Here is an 18,025-nt window from a genome sequence, read left to right on the forward strand (position 1 = left end):
CAAACTTTGCCTTGGCCATCGGGCCTCTCCTCAATTCTGTTTAGGTGTCCGGCCCGCCGGACGGGTTACGCGTTCAGGCTGGATAGCCCGTTAAACGCGCCTCATAGCCATCTGCGGCGCGGGTTTCAAGCTCGCAATTGCCAGTTCACTGCGGTCAGGTTTCCCGTCTTGCCCCGCCTGCAAAGCACGGATAAGCCGAAATCGACAAAATTCACGCAAGGACAATGACATGATCGATGACCTGACCCTGCACGCGGACCGTCTTGCTCGGACGCCTTTGAAGAAACTCGCCGATGCTCGCGCAACCTCAAGCAGGTTGAACGCCTGCGGCTGGTCTATCGATTTATCTCGCCAGTTTCTTGACGCCGAATCGACTGCCGCTCTTCAGCAATTTGGAGATTCATCAGGCTTGCAAGACGCGGCCGACAAAATGTTCGCCGGCGACATCGTCAATCCGTCGGAAAACCGCCCCGCTCTCCACTGGGCCCTCCGTGCGCAATCCTCTTTGTCGGGAGAGGCAGAATCTGTCCGCCAAAGCGTACTTCCCGCTCTGGCGTTCGCCAGGGATGTTGCGTCCGGAGCGGTCACCAGCTCCACCGGCGAGCGCTTCAACGCCGTCCTTCATATCGGCATTGGCGGATCTGATTTCGGACCACGCCTGATTGCGGACGCTTTCCAGGATCACGCATCGGATGAGATAGATCTGAGATTTTGCGCGAATGTCGACCCGTTCGATCTTGATCGTGCGATCGCCGGGCTCAACCCGGAGCGCACCCTCGTCATTGGCGTCTCAAAATCCTTCGGCACAGAGGAGACACTCTACAACCTCGCGCGCGCACGCAAATGGCTGGAAGCGACAATCGGCGACAAATCGCAACAACACCTTGCCTTGGTGACAGCAAATCCCGACCGGGCGAAGAATTGGCTTGATGGACGTGAAGCACATGTTTTCGACATGCCCCTGTCCGTCGGCGGCCGCTTCTCGCTCTGGTCCGCCGCCTCCCTCGCCTGCATGATCTATCTCGGCGCAGACGTATTCGAAGATATCCTGACGGGTGCCGCAGACATGGACGAACACGTCAGAACGACGTCAATGGCCCAGAATGCGGCGATGCAGCTCGCGCTTCTCGATTACTGGAACGCGACAATTCGCAAAGAGAAGATGCGCGTATTACTCGCCTATGCAAACCGGTTGCGCATGCTGCCGACGTATTTGCAGCAGCTCGAAATGGAATCGAACGGCAAATCGGTAGGACCGCACGGCGATGCTGTCTCAGGCGCAACGGCCCCAGCGCTCTGGGGCGGCGAAGGATCGGTCGGCCAGCATTCCTATCATCAGTGGCTCCATCAGGGCTCACAGGACGTCCCATGCGAGTTTATCCTCGCGCCCGATCGCAATCGCGATGCGGAAGGCGTTAAAGCGCTGACGGCTCACGCGCTGGCCCAAGCGGAAGTACTCGCGAATGGCCGAACGCTCGAAGAAGTGAAACAGGAAGAACCTGATCTGACCGACGAAGTCGCCCGACAGAAAGTCCATGCGGGCGGACGCGCCTCGACTTTCTTTGCACATAGCCAGTTCGAGCCCCAGGCATTTGGTTCCCTTGTCGCCCTTTACGAACATCGGACCTATTTCGCGGGTCACCTATGGGGCTTGAACCCTTTCGACCAATGGGGAGTTGAGCGTGGCAAGACCATGGCCTCTCGGCTGAAGCCTGCGGTCGCCGGTGAAGCGACGGCCGCGGACACAGTCACCAATTCGCTTATCGCAATGATCACGGGGAACTGACGCAATCCGGATTCTCCGTGAAACCTGTGTCGGTGAAACGCGACAAGTGTTGCTGGATAACGCGGACCGGCCAGTTGCGCTGAACCTTGAGCGCTGGTCAGACCAAGGTCAAAGATTGACGTTCGGCTTGCAAACAAACGGCAGAATACGTGCCCTCCGACCGGACCAGGGAGGCGCCTTCATCGAAACCGATACGGGCCCAGAGGCCTTCATGCGTCTCCCGAATGCACACCGCCTCACCGAAGGACAGGCCGTGCGTGTTACAATTGCCTCCGAAGCACGGGGAGACAAGCTGCCGCGAGCCGAACTGCTCAACGACAAAACACCAGCAAAGGGTCAATTGGTCTGGTCGAACGGAGCTACTAAAGACGTAGCTCCGGGAGATCCCATCGTCGCCGCGGCCTTCGATGAGGCACTCTCGAGCGCACTGACATTGCCGAGAGGCGGACGATTGCGCATAGAGCGCACTCACGCGCTGACTTCAGTCGATATCGACACAGCCGGTCGCCAGGGAACCGGAAGCGCCGCGAGCCGCGCACTTCAGATCAATCTCGAGGCATGCCGCGAATTGGCGCGACAGTTGAAACTTCGAAAACTCGGTGGACTTGTCGTGTTGGACTGTGTGGCCCCCCTAAATGCTGGCTCGCGTCAGAAGATAAAGGACGCGATGAAGTCAGAGCTGAGAGCAGCCGATTTAACTTCAAGTACCATACTGGCCCCGTCCCAACTCGGCTTGATGGAAATGTCTCTCCCTTGGCGCGAAACACCTATTTGCGACCGCCTTCAAAACAACAATGGCGACGCCTCAGACGAAACCTTGTGCCTTGAGGGCCTTAGAATACTTGAACAAGCGGCGACACAGAATCGCCTGGACAGGTACACCCTTGAGCTGCCTGAACGCGCTTATGATTGGCTGGAAAAAGTGGGTCGCCCCTTGAAAGACCTACTGGCCGATAAATACGGTCAAAGACTGACCATTCAGGGTTTCACTAAAAGCAAACCGAGTGTCTACAAAAGTCCATGAGCAAGCCGATCTCGCCTAAAGTTTCCAAGCCAAAATGCGCGCAGTGTCGCCGCAAACCGGTAGCAGCAGACTATCGACCGTTCTGTTCGAAGCGTTGTGCCGACATTGATCTGAACAAATGGCTCTCGGATGGATACGCTATTCCCGGGGCGCCCGCTGACATGGCGGATGACACGCCCGGACAAGAGATGTCAGAAGAAGACTGAAAACAGCATGGACAAGACCAAAAGCCTTCGTTAGATACCGCGCTTCCCCAGTGACCTGCCCGGGTAGCTCAGGGGTAGAGCAGCGGATTGAAAATCCGCGTGTCGGTGGTTCGATTCCGCCCCCGGGCACCATTTCCAGTGAAATCGCGTCTCCTTAAGCTGCCTGTTCTCCTGAATTGCTCCTCTGGGCAGATGCCTCCAGAACCCCGGGCTCATCCCAGGCACCTTCGGGTCGGATAATGAGGTACGGGTCCTCAAGCATCTGAAGTGCCTTAGGATGGCGTGGGATGAATATCTCGATCTCCCGATACTCATAATCGGAGAACCAGAATGGAGCTCGGCCATCTATCAAACGACACCTGAACGTCCGCGACCAGACTGGCCATAAGCGCGCTTGAATCTGGCCGATCATTCGTTCGTATCCCTTGCGGGCGACCAGCTCAAACGCCGTCGCGAGCAGTACACGCAGACCTGGTCGGCCGCGTTGGCAGGGCAACAATACGATGCGCTCAAGCTTTGCGAAGTCAGCAAACCATCTGATCCGCAAAGTTCCGACCGGCCGCCCCTTCGCCTTTAACAGGAAATGCGTGGCGCATAGATCGTTGCCGTCAAATTCTTCTTCATAAGGGCAGTCTTGCTCGGATAGGAAGACTGCGGCCCGAATGGCGCTAACCTGATGATATTCATCAAGCGTTCTGACCATCTCCGCCGTGTAAGACAGGTAGGCTTCCGGCGGCACGGGGCGCAGCAATACTTGCTCTCCGATCCGATTGCGCGCCCCAGTCACGAAGCCTGGTCCATCAGCGTTTGGAATGGCGGCTGCACGTATAAATCCGGAAGCCCGCCTTCAAATTTCTGAAAGCCCAGACTTTCCATCGACCGGCGACCGTCTGCCGTCGCGCCGCGCGCATATGCGGGAAATGCCCCGAACATTTCAACGCGCAGGACCGCGGAAACGGTCATGATCTTCTTTCGTGCCTCGTACGTCTTGCCCGCATAAACACCGACGTAAAACGCCGAAACACACCGTCCCATGTTGGCCAAGTGCGCCTTCAGGGGTTTCGCAGGATTGTATGAACCGTCTCGCACAGCGCTTTCTCCTGCCTCTGTCAGGGGCAGTGTGAGAAAAACTCCGTCGACAGGATCACCAGTGACCCAAGCCGTCATTCCCGTCCAATTGTTCATATCCGCGATAGAATCAACGGAGGCCAGCTTCCCGTCGATTAGTTCTTCAGCCATCGCTACGGCCTGGTCGAGCTCGCTGCGTGTGGCCAATCTGAACCCGAAGTCGCCTGCTCGTCTCTCGAAGGCCAAAGGATCCACATCCGCAACCACCATTTTTCTAGTCTGCGTTGCATTCATGAAATTTCTCCATTAGATGGTTAATTTCCATGACACAGTTTCAGGCGGGCGACTTCGGCACAGAATGAAACGGGGGCTTTCACACACGATAGGCGGTGAAGCGCCGTTCGATCAGTTCGATTGGGACAGGCTGCGTGTGTTCAGGGCTGTGGCCAAAACGGGCAGCATGAGCGCCGCTGCAATCGTGTTGGGCGGCTCATTGCCGACCATCAGCCGACGGGTGACCGATCTTGAAGCTGCGCTCCAGGCGGAACTGTTCCAACGGAACCATACCGGCGTAGACCTCACCGATGCCGGCCGAACATTGTTACGTCACGCGGATCTAATGGCTGACACAATTCATGCTGCCCAAATAGAGGTCGGCTCTGTGGCAAACGACGTCGGACGTGCAATCCACCTCGTCTGCAATGAACCACTGGCTCAATACTGGATTGTGCCGCGACTTGCAGAGTTTCAACTACTCAATCCCGAACTCACAATAGATGTTTCAATCAGCAACTCATCGTTAGAATCGCAGGACTCGGCCTGGGACATTTCGATCCAGACGTATCGCCCCAGAAACCCGGACCAGATTTCACGCCGGATAGGCCGCTCCCACTTTGCGGCATTCGTTTCGTCCGACTGGAAATTATCGAACGGGACTCCCGCATCGGTTTCCGACTTAACCCAAGCGCACGCGCTCGTGCATGCGTCCTACGCCTCCCAACTGGAACAATCCCGTACACTGTTCCCGGGTCTGGATATGATGCGCCGTATGAACAGCATGGAAGCGATGATCTCGTTCTGTAGCGCTGGAGTATCCCCCGCCATTCTTCCAACGCATATCATACATCGGTATCCTGACGTCATTGCCTGCCCCATCCCCGGTCTTCCCGCCCTGGATATTTGGCTCACACAGTCTCCGCGTTTGCGAAGAGTGAAAAGCGCCGATGGGTTTCTTGATTGGCTTGTGGGGCTGTTCTCACCAACAGAAAGTGATTGGTTCCGGCAATTGAATGTCACATTGAATTTAGGCTAGGCAACGAGGCCTTGCTGTCTCGCCGCCCGTTCACGAAGCACCATTGGCGTTCCAAACAATTGCCGGTTAACGCCGATACGTTTGAACCAATAGTGTAGCCCGACTAAATCCGTGAACCCCATACCACCATGCACCTCAGTTGACGTGCGCGCGATAAATGTCGCCACGTCAGACATGTGCGCCTTCGCGAGATATGCCATGGTGATCGCCTCGTCGTCGTTCTCGTCAATTGCGTGCGCGGCATGCCAAAGCAAGGCACGACATGGTTCGAGCTTCGCCGCCATTTCGGCGCACAGATGCTTGACGGCCTGAAACGATCCGATCACACGGCCGAACTGTTCACGCTCAGATGCATACACCACGGCCTTGTCCAGCATCGCTTGAGCAGCGCCGAGCGTGTCCGAAGCGATCAATACAGATGCAACCGCAAACACTTGTTCGACGTCAGCAGTCTTTGCGTCCGGATCGGCGCCCGCGACAGCCACCTCAAAGAATTCACGTGTCCGGTCAATAGTTTTAACAACGCTTGTCTCGTCAGGCGCGCCACAATGAATCGCATCATCCGAATAGAACAGAAGATGCGTTGCATCGCGTACATTAATAGCCATGAGCGATTTCCCGGTTACCGACGTGCCACTAACCTGTATACCGGAGGAGTCCCGGCGGGAAACAACATCGTTCAAAACCAAACCAAATTTGGCAGCACCGGACGCTATATTACCAGCAAGTTCCGAACCGCTCGCGCCAAAAGCATAAGCCGCTACCGTGTTTGCCAGAAATCTAGACGGCACAAGTCCGTACCCGAAACACTCTTGAACAAGAATGGCGTCAAGAACCCCGAGTCCTGAACCGCCCTCTGGTTCAGGAACCAGCAATCCATCCAAACCCAACGCGGCGATCTTTTCGTCCAGAACATTCTGAGCGCCGCTCTCTTGGTCCGCAATTGCGCGAATTGTATCCAGGGAGGCCTCATCAGCAACAAAACGCCGGATAGTTTCCTGAAGCATCACCTGATCTTCTGAGAGTCCAAACTCCATAGCTTTATCCTCTCACCAATTTTGGTTCACGCGGCATTCCAAGACCGCGCTCAGAAATAATATTCTTCTGTATCTGGGCTGTGCCCCCACCGATGATCAGTCCGAGGTCGTACATGTATCTCCATTGCCAGCTTCCGCCTGCACGAAGATGCTCACCCTCCTCATAGAGCACGCCAAGTTCCCCCAACGCATCGATCGCCAGCCCCGCGATCTGATGATTGAGTTCACAACCTTGCAGCTTAACAATCAGCCCCGCAATTCCTGCGGACTCTCTTTTTAGGCGACTGGTCATGATACGTAGCCCATTGGCTTGCATGGCGTAGACTTCAGCCTGCAACGCCATCAATCGATCCCTCAGTACTGGATTGTCGATCAAGCGCTCTCCGTTGAAGATTTCCGACTTCATCAGTTCGACCAGTTCAACAAAGCGAGCTTTCGTCGCGTTGGGGTCCCCCAACATGCCCCGTTCATGGGTCAGCGTAGCATTGGCGACCTGCCAGCCCTTATTGACCTCGAACACCACTCCGCTTTTCGGCACGCGCACATCTGTGAAGAAAACCTCGTTGAAATTGGCAGCACCCGTCATGTCTACGAGCGGACGAACTTCGATACCCGGAATATCCATCGGGAAAAGAATGTAGGTTATGCCGTGATGTTTTTTCGCTTCAGGATCGGTTCGCACCAAACAGAAAATCATGTCGGCCTGTCGTGCGGTAGACGTCCATATCTTTTGGCCGTTGATGACAAAGTCATCGCCATCTTCCACCGCACTTGTTCGCAGCGCAGCCAGATCCGATCCTGCTCCGGGTTCGGAATATCCCTGACACCAGATCAGTTCTCCCTTCAGCGTTCGCTCTATATAGGCTGCTTTCTGCTCCGGCGTACCGAGTTCCAGCAAGGTAGGAACCAACATGGATATTCCTTGTCCGGCAAGCGGTCTTGGCAAACCGGATCGCGCAAACTCTTCAGCAATGATGCGTGACTTCAGAATATCCGGTTCAGCGCCGTACCCCCCATACTCAGTTGGTATTGTCCTCGCCGTGAGCCCTTCCTTTATCAGGAAGGCCTGCCAGGCGAGTCGTTTCGGATGCTTCAGTCCCTTGTCGTTCGGTCCGGGCGCAAGGTGGGCATTGGTTTTGAGCGTTTCCGCGACATGGTCACGAAATTCGGCATATTCGGGGCTAAGTGTCAGGTCCATGAAACAAGTCTCGAACGACTTCCCCAAGGTCCGGCAACACCAAAATTGAACTGAGTCTTGCACACCGTAGCGTAAAGCTGGCTAGCTGAGTTTCATCAAAGGAGGACACTCAATGCCCGTCGAATACAAGAAACAAGGCAATGTCGCGATCATCACGATGAACCGCCCGGAAGCGCGCAACGCAATCAATGGCGAAATGGCCAGCACAATGGAAGCCGCCATTGACCAGATGGAAGCGGATCCGGAGGTTTGGGTGGGCATTCTCACCGCTGTCGGCAAGGCATTCTGTGCAGGCGCAGACCTGAAGGAGATTTCTGCAGGTAATGGCGCAGCGCTCTCCACGAAGAAGGGTGGTTTCGCTGGCATCGCGCGTCGTGAACGCACAAAGCCGCTAATTGCAGCAATCACCGGTTCAGCGCTCGCTGGCGGTACCGAAATCGCCTTGTCCTGCGACATGATTGTATGCGCCGACGATACAAACTTCGGCCTTCCCGAAGTGAAACGGTCGCTCGTTGCAGGTGCCGGTGGTCTGTTTCGGCTGCCCCGCGCAATCGGAAGGGCTGTTGCACTCGAAGCGATCTTGACGGGTGATCCACTTCCGTCTCAACGCGCATATGAGCTTGGTATGGTCAACAAGGTCGTGCCAGAAGCTGACGTGATGAAAGAAGCAGAGGCACTGGCTGCCAGGATCACAGCGAACGCGCCTCTTGCGGTGTCTGCAAGCCGCGCCGTTGCTATGGACGCTACCAGCAAGAGCGATGATGAACTCTGGAAGGACAGCGGCAAGGCGTTTGCCAGCATCGTTGGCACAGAAGACTTCAAGGAAGGCCCCAAGGCCTTTATCGAAAAGCGTGCACCCGTCTGGAAGGGGCGTTAGTCAAGTATTCTCCGCATTGTTGAGCCACCGGACTGCGCCACGCCCCGCTGCGCGTCCGGTGGCAAGACATGCCGTGAGCAAATAGCCCCCGGTTGGCGCGTCCCAGTCCAGCATCTCGCCGGCGAAAAACCGTCCGGGACGATGTTTCAGCATGAAGTGGTCATCCAGCGCCTCAAAGGATATTCCGCCATCCGTCGATATGGCTTCATCCAGAGGAAAAAGGCCGATGACCGGCACGGGCAAGTGCTTAATCAGACGGGCAAGTTGATCTGGAGCTTCAGCCGCTTCCAGCCCACCGAATTCGAAAAGCAATGCCCGCTTCACTCCGGCCAGGTTCAGCGTCTTGCGAAGATGGTTGGACAGGGACTGTTTGCCTCGCGGCCTTGAAAGGCGGTGTCGAACGTCTTCAGCAGAAACATCTGGCAGAAGATCAAGATGGATCGTGGCTTCGCATGCGCGCTCTAGCGCATCGCGAACGCTGAGAGACAGGGTGAACACAGCCCCGCTTTCCATACCACGCGAGGTAATCACGAACTCCTCCCGGCTTGATTGGTCTTCGAAGCGCACGGCTACATTCTTGACGGGCGCGCCCGCAAATTCGGCTTGCATCCTGTCCGACCAATTGATCCTCAGGCCGCAATTCGACGGGCGGAAGGGCGATACAGGAACGCCCAGTGTTTCAAATGCCGGAAGCCACGAACCGTCTGACCCCAGCCGTTTCCAACTTGCTCCACCCAGCGAGAAAATCTGGGCACGACACGGGATACTCCTTTGCCCGTCCGGCGTGAGGAAGATAAGTTCGCCGGACTCTTCCCACCCGATCCAATGATGACGGGTATGCAGTTCCACACCTTTGCTTTCCAGACGTGCCAGCCACGCCCTGAGCAGGGGTGACGCTTTCATCTGTTCTGGAAAAACGCGCCCGGTCGGACCGGTCAGCGGCTGAACACCCAGCTGTGCCATCCAGTCCTGAATTCTGGATGGGCCAAAGTCCGTGACGGCCTGCAAGAGGCGCTGGGGTGCGTTCGGATAGACTGCCGCAAGGTCTGCATCGCTGGCGACATGGGTGATGTTCAGTCCACTCTTGCCGGCCATCAGGAATTTCCTGGCCGGGCTGGGCATGGCCTCGAACACAGCAACGCGGCGCCCCGCATCCGCGATCATTTCCGCCGCCATGAGTCCGGCAGGTCCCGCGCCAATCACAGCCGCATCGAGCGGGGCGTCAATCGTCACGATCGACCCGGGCCTTGCCGCGCCCCAGGGCCAGCGCCTTGATCGCGCCACGGAACGTCTGCACCTCCTGGCGTGTCCAGTCGGCCCGGATCAGCGCGGCGCGCAGATTGTCCTTCATCAGCGGCGTCTTTTCGGGCGGGAAGAAGTACCCCGCGCGCGCCAGTTCGTCCTCGAAATGCTCAAACATGCGGTAGAGTTCATCGCGTGGAGCCGGTTCGCCCAGTTTCGCCTTGTCTTGAGAAATCACCCGGTCCGCATCCTCGCGACGCTTGCCCCATTCAGCGCAGAAAACGCAAACGGCCTGGGCGAGGTTCAGGCTCTTGAAGTCCGGGTCCACCGGATAGGTCATAAGAAAGTCCGACACAGCCACCGCATCATTCGGGAGGCCGGACTTCTCCGCCCCGAACATGATGGCGGACTGGCCGGCGCCGAGACGCTCGAACGCGGCGTCAGCGGCGTCGGCAGCGTCGCCCACGCGCTTTTCGATTCCCCTCAGACGCGCCGTGGCGGCGGCCAACCACATGATGCCCTCCAGCGCATCCGGGAGGTTCTCGAAAACCTGCACTGTGACACCGGCCTCGAACGCGCCAGCGGACATCGTGTCGGCCGCTGGGTTCGGCCAGCCGTCCCGCGGCGTGACGAGGCGCAAATCTGTAAGACCGAAATTGCGCATGACGCGCGCGGCGGCACCGATATTCTCGCCAAGCTGCGGCGAATGAAGAATAATTGCAGGATTTGACATGCAGCCTCCAGTGCCCATTCAGCCCTGGAACGTCAACAAGCATCGCTGCCCTTACCGGGCCATCTATTCGCAAGTTAGTCGAACGAGGCGAATTTGATTTGGGAGTGTTGTATAGGATGGCTCCATGAACTTCTGAGTTTTGCCGTCAATCGTGATCAGCTCGGCCCCACCCCACTCGTGGCCTTGGCTTTTGGCATGGATGTACAGAATCGAAGCTCGATCAAATTCCGAATGGGACCCAAGCTTAACACCTTTGCGCTCGCCGGGATCCAGCGCAATCACGAAGGGAGACGCCCGTTGAAAGTTTGGAGTCTGCAATGCGTATTCGATCTCCACCGCCTCCTGACACCCATTTTCGACATGAAACCTTATCATCCCGGCATTAATTGCAGCCTCGACCGTTCCCACTTCTGGAACATCAGGCGACTTCGACAGATCCGAAGACGGTGGAAGTGAAGCGGATTGTCCGGATGCCCCATCTTGCGCGGCACCGGGAATTCGTTCGAACGTGTCGGGGTTCATGAAATCAGGTACGCCGCCTGATTTTGCCTGCCGCGCCGGATCGGAATCGCGTGGCGAAGAAACGAACGGAACGAAGCCACCCCCTACCTTGGGCAGAGGGGCGCCTGGAACATACTCATTTTGATACAGCATGCTGCCAAGGCGTGCGGAGTCGCAATCTGGAACCTTATAGACACAGTAGGCGATCAGACCGATCCCGCCGACTTTTTTCATGGCATCCGTGCGGTTTTCCCATTTCGACATGATGCGACCAGCAGGCACCCATTTGGAAAAGCCGTCATCTTCCTGCACCTTTACCCGGTTGCCCGCTCGATCAATATCGATGATCAGCACCGGCGAGTTTGTGACCATGCCTTCCAGATATACTTTCTCGTATAGACTCAGATCATCAATCGGATAGCCAGACGCCGATAAACCAATCCCAAGCCACAGACTTAGTCCTGCAAACAGAAATCTTGAAATCACCATCCCGGCGTCCCCCATCCGTCGGTCGATCAAACACTTTTTGGCTGAATGACAGCTGAACCGCCGAAGTGCCAAACCGCTCTTTTGACGCGGGCCAAACACCTGCTATAGCCGAGCCCAAACCGTTTGAATGGCAAAGGAAGCATGCACATGGCGAAAATCAAGGTCAAAAACCCGATCGTCGAGATGGACGGGGATGAGATGACCCGGATCATCTGGCAGATGATCAAGGACAAACTGATTCACCCTTATCTCGATGTCGACCTGAAATATTACGACCTGTCGATCCAGAAGCGCGACGAAACGGATGACCAGATCACCGTCGATGCGGCCAATGCAACGAAGCAGTACGGCGTCGCTGTCAAATGTGCGACGATCACGCCGGACGAAGCTCGCGTTGAGGAATTCGATCTGAAGAAGATGTGGCGCTCGCCAAACGGCACGATCCGCAACATTCTGGGCGGCGTCGTCTTCCGCGAGCCGATCGTGATTTCCAACGTGCCGCGCCTCGTACCCGGCTGGACGCAGCCGGTGGTCGTTGGCCGTCACGCCTTCGGCGACCAGTACAAGGCGACAGACTTCCTTGTGCCGGGCAAGGGCAAGCTGACCATGAAATGGGAAGCATCCGACGGCTCCGACTCCAAGGAATTTGAGGTCTTCGACTTCCCATCCTCCGGTATTGCCATGGGCATGTACAATCTGGACGAGTCGATCCGCGACTTTGCCCGCGCCAGCATGAACTATGGACTGCAGCGCAAATGGCCGGTTTACCTATCGACAAAGAACACAATCCTGAAAGCCTATGATGGCCGCTTCAAGGACATCTTCCAGGAAGTGTTCGACAATGAGTTCGCTGACAAGTTCGCCGAATTCGGCGGCACCTATGAGCACCGCCTCATCGACGACATGGTTGCGGCAGCCATGAAGTGGTCCGGCGGATATGTCTGGGCTTGTAAGAACTATGACGGCGACGTGCAGTCCGACACGGTCGCTCAGGGCTATGGTTCGCTTGGTCTGATGACGTCCGTTCTGATGACGCCGGATGGCAACACGGTGGAAGCTGAAGCTGCACACGGCACGGTGACGCGTCACTACCGTAACCACCAGAAGGGCGAAGCGACGTCGACCAACTCCATTGCCTCCATGTTCGCCTGGACGCGTGGTCTCGACCACCGTGGCCGCATGGACGACACGCCGGATGTACGTGCGTTCGCTCAGAAGCTGGAAGAGACCATCATCAAGACGGTTGAGAACGGCCAGATGACCAAGGACCTCGCCCTGCTCGTCGGCCCGGACCAGGAATGGCTGACGACCGAAGGCTTCATCGAAGCGGTGGACAAGAACTTCCAGGAAGCCATGTCCAAATCCTGATCCCTGCAGGACCAGATTAAAGTTGAGCCCCGCAGGAAACTGCGGGGCTTTTTCGTTGTCAGAAAAGGTGTTTCAGCACGAACCATGCACCGAAGACAACACCCAACAATGGTATGAGCGCGATCAACCAGACAGGCCGCGCCTTGACGTTTCCCAGGCCGTCTTTCTTGTCGTCCATCAAGCCTCTCCAAGAAGCTGGCGCACATGATCCTCAAGGTCCAATTGCCGCAAACGCTTGAGCCGTTCTGTCAACAAGATGCGCCAGAGCCGCTGATAGGCAACTTCCAGGTCATCATTCACAATCACATAGTCATATCGCCGCCAGTGCATGATTTCGCGCTTGGCGTCTTCCATTCGGCGCGCAACGATCTCAGGCGTCGAACCGGGACGCGCGGCCAGCCTTTGCTCCAGCGCACTGATACTCGGCGGTAGAATGAAAACCGATACGACGTCGTTCGGCATCTGGTCGTGCAATGCGTCAGCGCCCTGCCAGTCCACATCAAACAAGACGTCTTCGCCTGCTTCCAGTTTGGCGACGGTATCTGCCTTTGGCGTCCCGTAATACTTGTCGAAGACGTGAGCCCATTCAAGGAATTCGCGGCGCTCAATCATGTCGTGGAACTGATCTACGGACCGGAAGTGATAGTCCTTCCCATCCACCTCTCCTGGCCGTGGCGGTCTGGTCGTCGCGGAGACAGACAGGTTCACATCTTCAAATTCGTCAATCAGCTTCCTTGCCAGCGTGGTCTTCCCCGCACCTGACGGGCTCGACAGAACCAGCATCAGCCCTCGGCGTTTGCCGCTATCTTTTGGATGTCCACTATTCGACATTGGCTGCCTGCTCCTTGAACTGGTCAATTGTTCCTTTGAGGCTGAGTCCAGCATTCGTCAAATCGAGGCTGATCGATTTCGAGCACAGCGTATTCGCCTCACGGTTCAGTTCCTGTGCGAGAAAGTCGAGTTTCCGACCAACCGGTGAACCGGCACTCATCAACTCCCGGGCTGACTGGAAATGGGCCTGCAATCTGTCCAGTTCTTCGCGAACGTCAGCTTTCGCCGCCGTAAGCGCAAGTTCGGCAGCCAACCTGTCGGGGTCGATCTTTTGTTCGGCACCCAGTTCTTCCAATTGCTTAGAGAGTCGAGCCTTCAGAAGCGCCGGCTGTTCAGCTGCAAGCGAGATCGCAGAATCCGTGACAGCAGACATTTCCTCGACCAGTTCACCCAGCATCGACGCCAAAGACACACCTTCGGCATGCCGCGCGACTTCCAGTTCCTTGATCACCTGCTCTGCCGATTTGAGCAGCAAAGACATGGCCCCTTCATCCGCGGCCACATCTCGCAAGCTCGTAGATCCGGTTTCCACCACACCCTTCATCGTCATAAGCGTCGCAATCGCTTCACTCGACAGCGCTCCGCCATGAGCGCGCTCTGCGGCGTCTTTCAGCGACGACAGCAGTGCCTCATCGATAACGGCACCGCCTGCCTGATCACTCAATTCAATTCGCAAGGACACCTGTAAGGATCCGCGATTGAACGCCTTGCTTGCGATAGCTTTGACAGCTCTATCCAGGCCGTCAAATCCTGGAGGCGTGTTTACCCGGACATCCAGTCCACGCCCGTTCACGCTTTTGGCTTCCCAGGCCCAGCCCCCCCAATCGGCTTCGCCCGCCACTCGGGCAAAGCCGGTCATTCCCGACAATACGCTCATTCCCCAGCGCGCTCCCTCTGAATCTCTTCCCGCTCATATTTTCGATACGCCGCGACGTTTCGATTGTGTTCGGCGAGCGTCTTGGCAAACAAATGCCCACCCTTGCCATCTGCCACAAAGAATATGTGGCCCGTCTCATCCGGATTGAGGACCGCAGCAATTGCCTCACGTCCCGGATTGCAGATTGGCGTCTTTGGCAGTCCATCTATTTGGTAGGTGTTCCAGTCTGTCTTGCGGTCAATTTCTGAGCGATAGAGCGTGCGCCGCTGGCCACGCTTGTTGTAGAGCGGCTCGCCTTTTGAGATGCCATAAATGATTGTTGGATCACTCTCCAACCGCATCCCGCGCTTGAGCCTCGTAACAAACAGGCCCGCAATCTTTGCGCGCTCTCCAAAAACGCCAGTTTCTTTCTCGACAATGGATGCAAGAATTACTGCGTCCTCCGGGCTCGCAACCGGTAGATCCTCGGCCCTGCCGGCCCAAAGCTCTTCCAGTACTGCAGATTGTGCCTTCTGCACGCGTTCAACCAGCTGCATTCGCGTCGTGCCGCGCTGGAAAAGATAGGTGTCTGGCAGCAATGAGCCCTCAGGCACCTCTGTCTCAGGCATCGCGCCGGTCAAAATGGGATCTGCCTCAATGATCTTGAGCAATTGCGCAGTCGTTCGACCTTCCGGCAATGTGATTTTGTGCAACACAGATTTGCCTTCGATCAGCACGTCCATGACTGAGGCGATGCTTGCCTGAGGCTCAAGTATGAATTCGCCGGTCTTGATGGCGAGTTCGGTACCGTCCAGTCGCGCTTTAAGCCTGATCAGCCGATCATCGCTGACTATGCCTTCCTGTTCCAATCGTACCGCGACGCTAGAAAGGGTTTCGCCTGGCTCAACGACAAAGACATGTTCTTGTGTCGACGGCCCGGCTTTCGTGATTTCATTCTGAAACCAGAGCCAGCCACCCCCCAGGGCGGCACCGCCCACAAACAGGAGCAACACCAGCAACGAAAGCAGTGCTTTGACAAATTTCATGAACGCCTCGCGAATCCTGACTGTGCCAGCCTATATGCCAACCCCAGCCCGGAGAAACGGGCTTACTGAACTTCCTTGAGAACCAGCGAAGCGTTCGTCCCACCAAATCCGAAACTATTGGACATGGCGGCGCGTACGCGTCCCTTCTTCGCCTTATGCGGGATAAGGTCGAGTACTGTTTCGAAGCTCGGATTGTCGAGGTTCAAGGTGGGCGGCATGACCTGATCGCGAATAGCAAGCGCGCAGAACGCCGTCTCGATCGCGCCAGCAGCGCCCAGCAAATGCCCAACCGCGGATTTCGTGGAAGACATGGACATGTTCTTGGCGTGATCGCCAAAGGCGCGTTCGACTGCGCCCGCCTCTCCCTCGTCGCCCTTGGGCGTCGACGTACCGTGTGCATTCACATAATCGATTTCAGTCGGGTCGATCCCGGAATTCTTCAGCGCCATCTTCATGGCCCGATATCCGCCTTCCGCACCTTCGGCCGGGGCCGTGATGTGATAGGCGTCGCCGGTCAGGCCGTAGCCGGAGACTTCAGCGTAAATCTTCGCACCGCGCGCTTTGGCGTGCTCGTACTCTTCGAGCACCACTACGGCAGCGCCTTCGCCCATGACAAAGCCATCGCGATCCTTGTCATAAGGCCGCGAAGCCTTTTCAGGCGTATCATTAAAATTCGTGGACATGGCTTTTGCCGCGCAGAAGCCAGCAATTCCAATTCGCCCGATCACCGCCTCGGAACCACCTGCGACCATGACATCGGCGTCGCCGAACTTGATCAGTCTCGCAGAGTCACCAATGGCGTGAGCGCCTGTCGCGCAAGCCGTCACCACAGAATGGTTCGGCCCTTTGAATTTGTGCCGGATAGATACTTGGCCGGAAGCCAGATTGATCAGGGCAGAGGGGATGAAGAACGGGCTCACCTTGCGCGGCCCGTTCTCGTGAAGCGTGATTGCTGTGCTGTAGATCGACTCAAGGCCACCAATACCGGATCCGATCAAAACGCCCGTGCGCTCCTGACCTTCATCATCCTCAGGTTTCCAAGCCGCATCTTCAACAGCCTCATCAGCTGCAGCAATAGCGTAAAGAATAAACTCGTCGATCCGGCGTATCTCCTTCGGAGACAGGTATTTATCCGGATCAAACGCGTTGGGGTCCCCCTCGCCGCCACCGCGACCTGTTACCCACGGAACCTGAAACGCAATCTTGCACGGCATGTCTTCTGGATCGAACGTATCAATACGCCCTGCTCCAGACTTGCCATCAATCAGGCGTTCCCAAGTTGCCTCGCGACCATTGGCCAACGGCGAGACAATCCCGATTCCGGTAATAACAACGCGGCGGTCTGACATAGAGTACCCGAAACTTAGATGTGAGCCTTGATGTGCGTTACCGCATCACCAACCGTGCGGATGGATTCCTGCACGTCATCCGGAATTTCGATGTTGAACTCTTCCTCGAAGGCCATGACCAGTTCGACCAGGTCCAGCGAGTCAGCGCCCAGATCATCGATGAAGCTTGCGCTTTCGACGACTTTGTCACCATCCACGTCGAGATTATCGACAACAATTTTTTTAACGCGTTCTAGAACGTCAGACATGAGTACCTCTCTGAAAATGCCTGAGGACTGGCCCAGATTCGAACCATTGTGTTGCGCCTAGCATACACTTGGGACGAGCGCCAAGTCCTATGAGTGGAGCTTGCTGTTGTGAAATCAGATCATTGCCATGCCACCATTCACATGGATCGTCTGTCCCGTGACGTAGGCGGCTTGATCTGACGCGAGATAAACGGCGGCGGCAGCGATGTCAGAGCCCTGCCCCAACCGACCTGCTGGAATTTGGCCCAGGAGCGCCTCTTTCTGCTTTTCCGGCAACACATCCGTCATAGGGGATTCGATAAATCCCGGTGCGATTGTGTTGGCAGTAATGCCGCGACTGGCAACTTCCTGCGCGAGCGATTTGGTAAATCCGATCATCCCGGCCTTGGACGCGCAATAATTGGATTGCCCCGGGTTTCCGGTCACACCTACAATTGACGTGATCCCGATAATCCGACCATGACGGCGCTTCATCATGCCTCGCACACAACTCTTGGTGAGCCGGAAATAGCTGCCCAGATTGACCGAAAGGACATCGTTCCAGTCATCATCTTTCATCTGCATCAGCAGCTTGTCGCGCGTTATGCCGGCGTTGGCGACCAGTATGTCGAGCGGCCCGATCGCTTCTTCCGTCTTCCCAACCAGCCCATCAACAGAATCAGCGTCTGAAAGATTACATGGAACAATGGCCGTCTCGCCCTTCAGCGTACCGGCGACCTCTTCCAGCACATTCTCGCGTGTGCCGGACAGCGCCACCTTCGCGCCTGCCTCTGACAATGCCTGAGCGATGGCCCGGCCGATGCCGCCTGATGCGCCGGTTACAAGGGCCGTACGCCCGGTCAGATCAAACATTC

The 18,025-nt window shown here is 56.6% G+C and carries 19 protein-coding genes and 1 tRNA gene; 7 read left to right on the forward strand and 13 right to left on the reverse strand.

Annotated features, from left to right (window positions below; all coding sequences use genetic code 11):
* Positions 1-229 precede the first annotated feature (229 nt).
* The 4 genes from pgi (at position 230) to HY36_RS09970 (ending at position 3,148) form a co-directional block, all read left to right on the forward strand.
* Complete coding sequence (pgi, locus tag HY36_RS09955; protein ID WP_035552048.1) at positions 230-1,786, forward strand: glucose-6-phosphate isomerase; 1,557 nt, start codon at positions 230-232, stop codon at positions 1,784-1,786.
* A 211-nt stretch (positions 1,787-1,997) separates the two neighbouring features.
* Positions 1,998-2,810 carry a ribonuclease E/G gene (locus HY36_RS09960; RefSeq protein WP_155841851.1) on the forward strand — a complete coding sequence of 271 codons (813 nt, stop codon included), beginning with the start codon at positions 1,998-2,000 and terminating at the stop codon, positions 2,808-2,810.
* Positions 2,807-3,016 carry a DNA gyrase inhibitor YacG gene (locus HY36_RS09965; protein ID WP_035552053.1) on the forward strand — a complete coding sequence of 70 codons (210 nt, stop codon included), beginning with the start codon at positions 2,807-2,809 and terminating at the stop codon, positions 3,014-3,016. The genes HY36_RS09960 and HY36_RS09965 overlap by 4 nt, the downstream gene beginning before the upstream one ends.
* Before the next feature lie 57 nt (positions 3,017-3,073).
* Positions 3,074-3,148: transfer RNA gene (locus tag HY36_RS09970), tRNA-Phe, on the forward strand.
* A gap of 22 nt (positions 3,149-3,170) precedes the next feature.
* Here HY36_RS09970 and HY36_RS09975 read toward each other — a convergent pair.
* Positions 3,171-3,803 (reverse strand): GNAT family N-acetyltransferase, encoded by a 633-nt coding sequence (locus HY36_RS09975; protein WP_241764185.1) that lies wholly within the window; start codon positions 3,801-3,803, stop codon positions 3,171-3,173.
* Complete coding sequence (locus tag HY36_RS09980; RefSeq protein ID WP_155841852.1) at positions 3,800-4,378, reverse strand: hypothetical protein; 579 nt, start codon at positions 4,376-4,378, stop codon at positions 3,800-3,802. Before HY36_RS09980 ends, HY36_RS09975 begins: the two co-directional genes overlap by 4 nt.
* 64 nt (positions 4,379-4,442) lie before the next feature.
* On the opposite strand from HY36_RS09980, the gene HY36_RS09985 reads away from it, so the two are divergent.
* The gene (locus HY36_RS09985; RefSeq protein WP_035552057.1) at positions 4,443-5,396 is read left to right on the forward strand and encodes a LysR family transcriptional regulator; all 954 of its coding nucleotides are present in this window, start codon (positions 4,443-4,445) and stop codon (positions 5,394-5,396) included.
* On the opposite strand, the gene HY36_RS09990 is transcribed toward HY36_RS09985, so the two are convergent.
* Positions 5,393-6,433, reverse strand: coding sequence for an acyl-CoA dehydrogenase family protein (locus HY36_RS09990; RefSeq protein ID WP_035552060.1), 1,041 nt, complete (start codon positions 6,431-6,433; stop codon positions 5,393-5,395). The two genes, HY36_RS09985 and HY36_RS09990, sit on opposite strands and share 4 nt — an antisense overlap.
* 4 nt (positions 6,434-6,437) lie before the next feature.
* Positions 6,438-7,631 carry an acyl-CoA dehydrogenase family protein gene (locus HY36_RS09995; RefSeq protein ID WP_035552063.1) on the reverse strand — a complete coding sequence of 398 codons (1,194 nt, stop codon included), beginning with the start codon at positions 7,629-7,631 and terminating at the stop codon, positions 6,438-6,440.
* A 112-nt stretch (positions 7,632-7,743) separates the two neighbouring features.
* On the opposite strand from HY36_RS09995, the gene HY36_RS10000 reads away from it, so the two are divergent.
* On the forward strand, positions 7,744-8,508 hold the full coding sequence (locus HY36_RS10000) for a crotonase/enoyl-CoA hydratase family protein (protein ID WP_035552064.1): 765 nt from the start codon (positions 7,744-7,746) through the stop codon (positions 8,506-8,508).
* On the opposite strand, the gene HY36_RS10005 is transcribed toward HY36_RS10000, so the two are convergent.
* From HY36_RS10005 to HY36_RS10015, 3 genes are all read right to left on the reverse strand, one after another.
* The gene (locus HY36_RS10005) at positions 8,509-9,741 is read right to left on the reverse strand and encodes a TIGR03862 family flavoprotein (protein WP_035552066.1); all 1,233 of its coding nucleotides are present in this window, start codon (positions 9,739-9,741) and stop codon (positions 8,509-8,511) included. It lies immediately after the preceding gene.
* A complete protein-coding gene (locus tag HY36_RS10010; protein ID WP_035552068.1) occupies positions 9,731-10,483 on the reverse strand; it encodes an RNA methyltransferase in 753 nt (250 codons plus the stop codon). The genes HY36_RS10005 and HY36_RS10010 overlap by 11 nt, the downstream gene beginning before the upstream one ends.
* 63 nt (positions 10,484-10,546) lie before the next feature.
* Entirely contained in the window at positions 10,547-11,572 is a 1,026-nt protein-coding gene (locus tag HY36_RS10015) for a hypothetical protein (protein WP_162175981.1), read from the reverse strand.
* A gap of 48 nt (positions 11,573-11,620) precedes the next feature.
* Between HY36_RS10015 and HY36_RS10020 the strand changes: the two genes are divergently transcribed.
* Positions 11,621-12,841, forward strand: a complete 1,221-nt coding sequence (locus tag HY36_RS10020; protein WP_035552073.1) for an NADP-dependent isocitrate dehydrogenase — start codon at positions 11,621-11,623, stop codon at positions 12,839-12,841.
* 177 nt (positions 12,842-13,018) lie between these two features.
* Here the strand turns inward: HY36_RS10020 and gmk are convergent, their stop codons facing one another.
* The 6 genes from gmk to fabG all read right to left on the reverse strand — a co-directional run bounded on the left by gmk (position 13,019) and on the right by fabG (position 18,023).
* On the reverse strand, positions 13,019-13,672 hold the full coding sequence (gmk, locus tag HY36_RS10025; RefSeq protein WP_035552075.1) for a guanylate kinase: 654 nt from the start codon (positions 13,670-13,672) through the stop codon (positions 13,019-13,021).
* Positions 13,662-14,549, reverse strand: coding sequence for a YicC/YloC family endoribonuclease (locus tag HY36_RS10030; protein ID WP_035552077.1), 888 nt, complete (start codon positions 14,547-14,549; stop codon positions 13,662-13,664). Before HY36_RS10030 ends, gmk begins: the two co-directional genes overlap by 11 nt.
* Complete coding sequence (gene mltG, locus HY36_RS10035; protein ID WP_035552080.1) at positions 14,546-15,574, reverse strand: endolytic transglycosylase MltG; 1,029 nt, start codon at positions 15,572-15,574, stop codon at positions 14,546-14,548. Before mltG ends, HY36_RS10030 begins: the two co-directional genes overlap by 4 nt.
* A 62-nt stretch (positions 15,575-15,636) precedes the next feature.
* Positions 15,637-16,923, reverse strand: coding sequence for a beta-ketoacyl-ACP synthase II (fabF, locus tag HY36_RS10040; protein ID WP_035552083.1), 1,287 nt, complete (start codon positions 16,921-16,923; stop codon positions 15,637-15,639).
* Between the two features lie 14 nt (positions 16,924-16,937).
* The gene (locus HY36_RS10045; protein ID WP_027839729.1) at positions 16,938-17,171 is read right to left on the reverse strand and encodes an acyl carrier protein; all 234 of its coding nucleotides are present in this window, start codon (positions 17,169-17,171) and stop codon (positions 16,938-16,940) included.
* Positions 17,172-17,285: 114 nt separating this feature from the next.
* On the reverse strand, positions 17,286-18,023 hold the full coding sequence (gene fabG / locus HY36_RS10050; protein ID WP_035552085.1) for a 3-oxoacyl-[acyl-carrier-protein] reductase: 738 nt from the start codon (positions 18,021-18,023) through the stop codon (positions 17,286-17,288).
* Between the last annotated feature and the right edge of the window lie 2 nt (positions 18,024-18,025).

The organism is Hyphomonas atlantica corrig. (assembly GCF_000682715.1).
Lineage (GTDB): Bacteria > Pseudomonadota > Alphaproteobacteria > Caulobacterales > Hyphomonadaceae > Hyphomonas > Hyphomonas atlantica.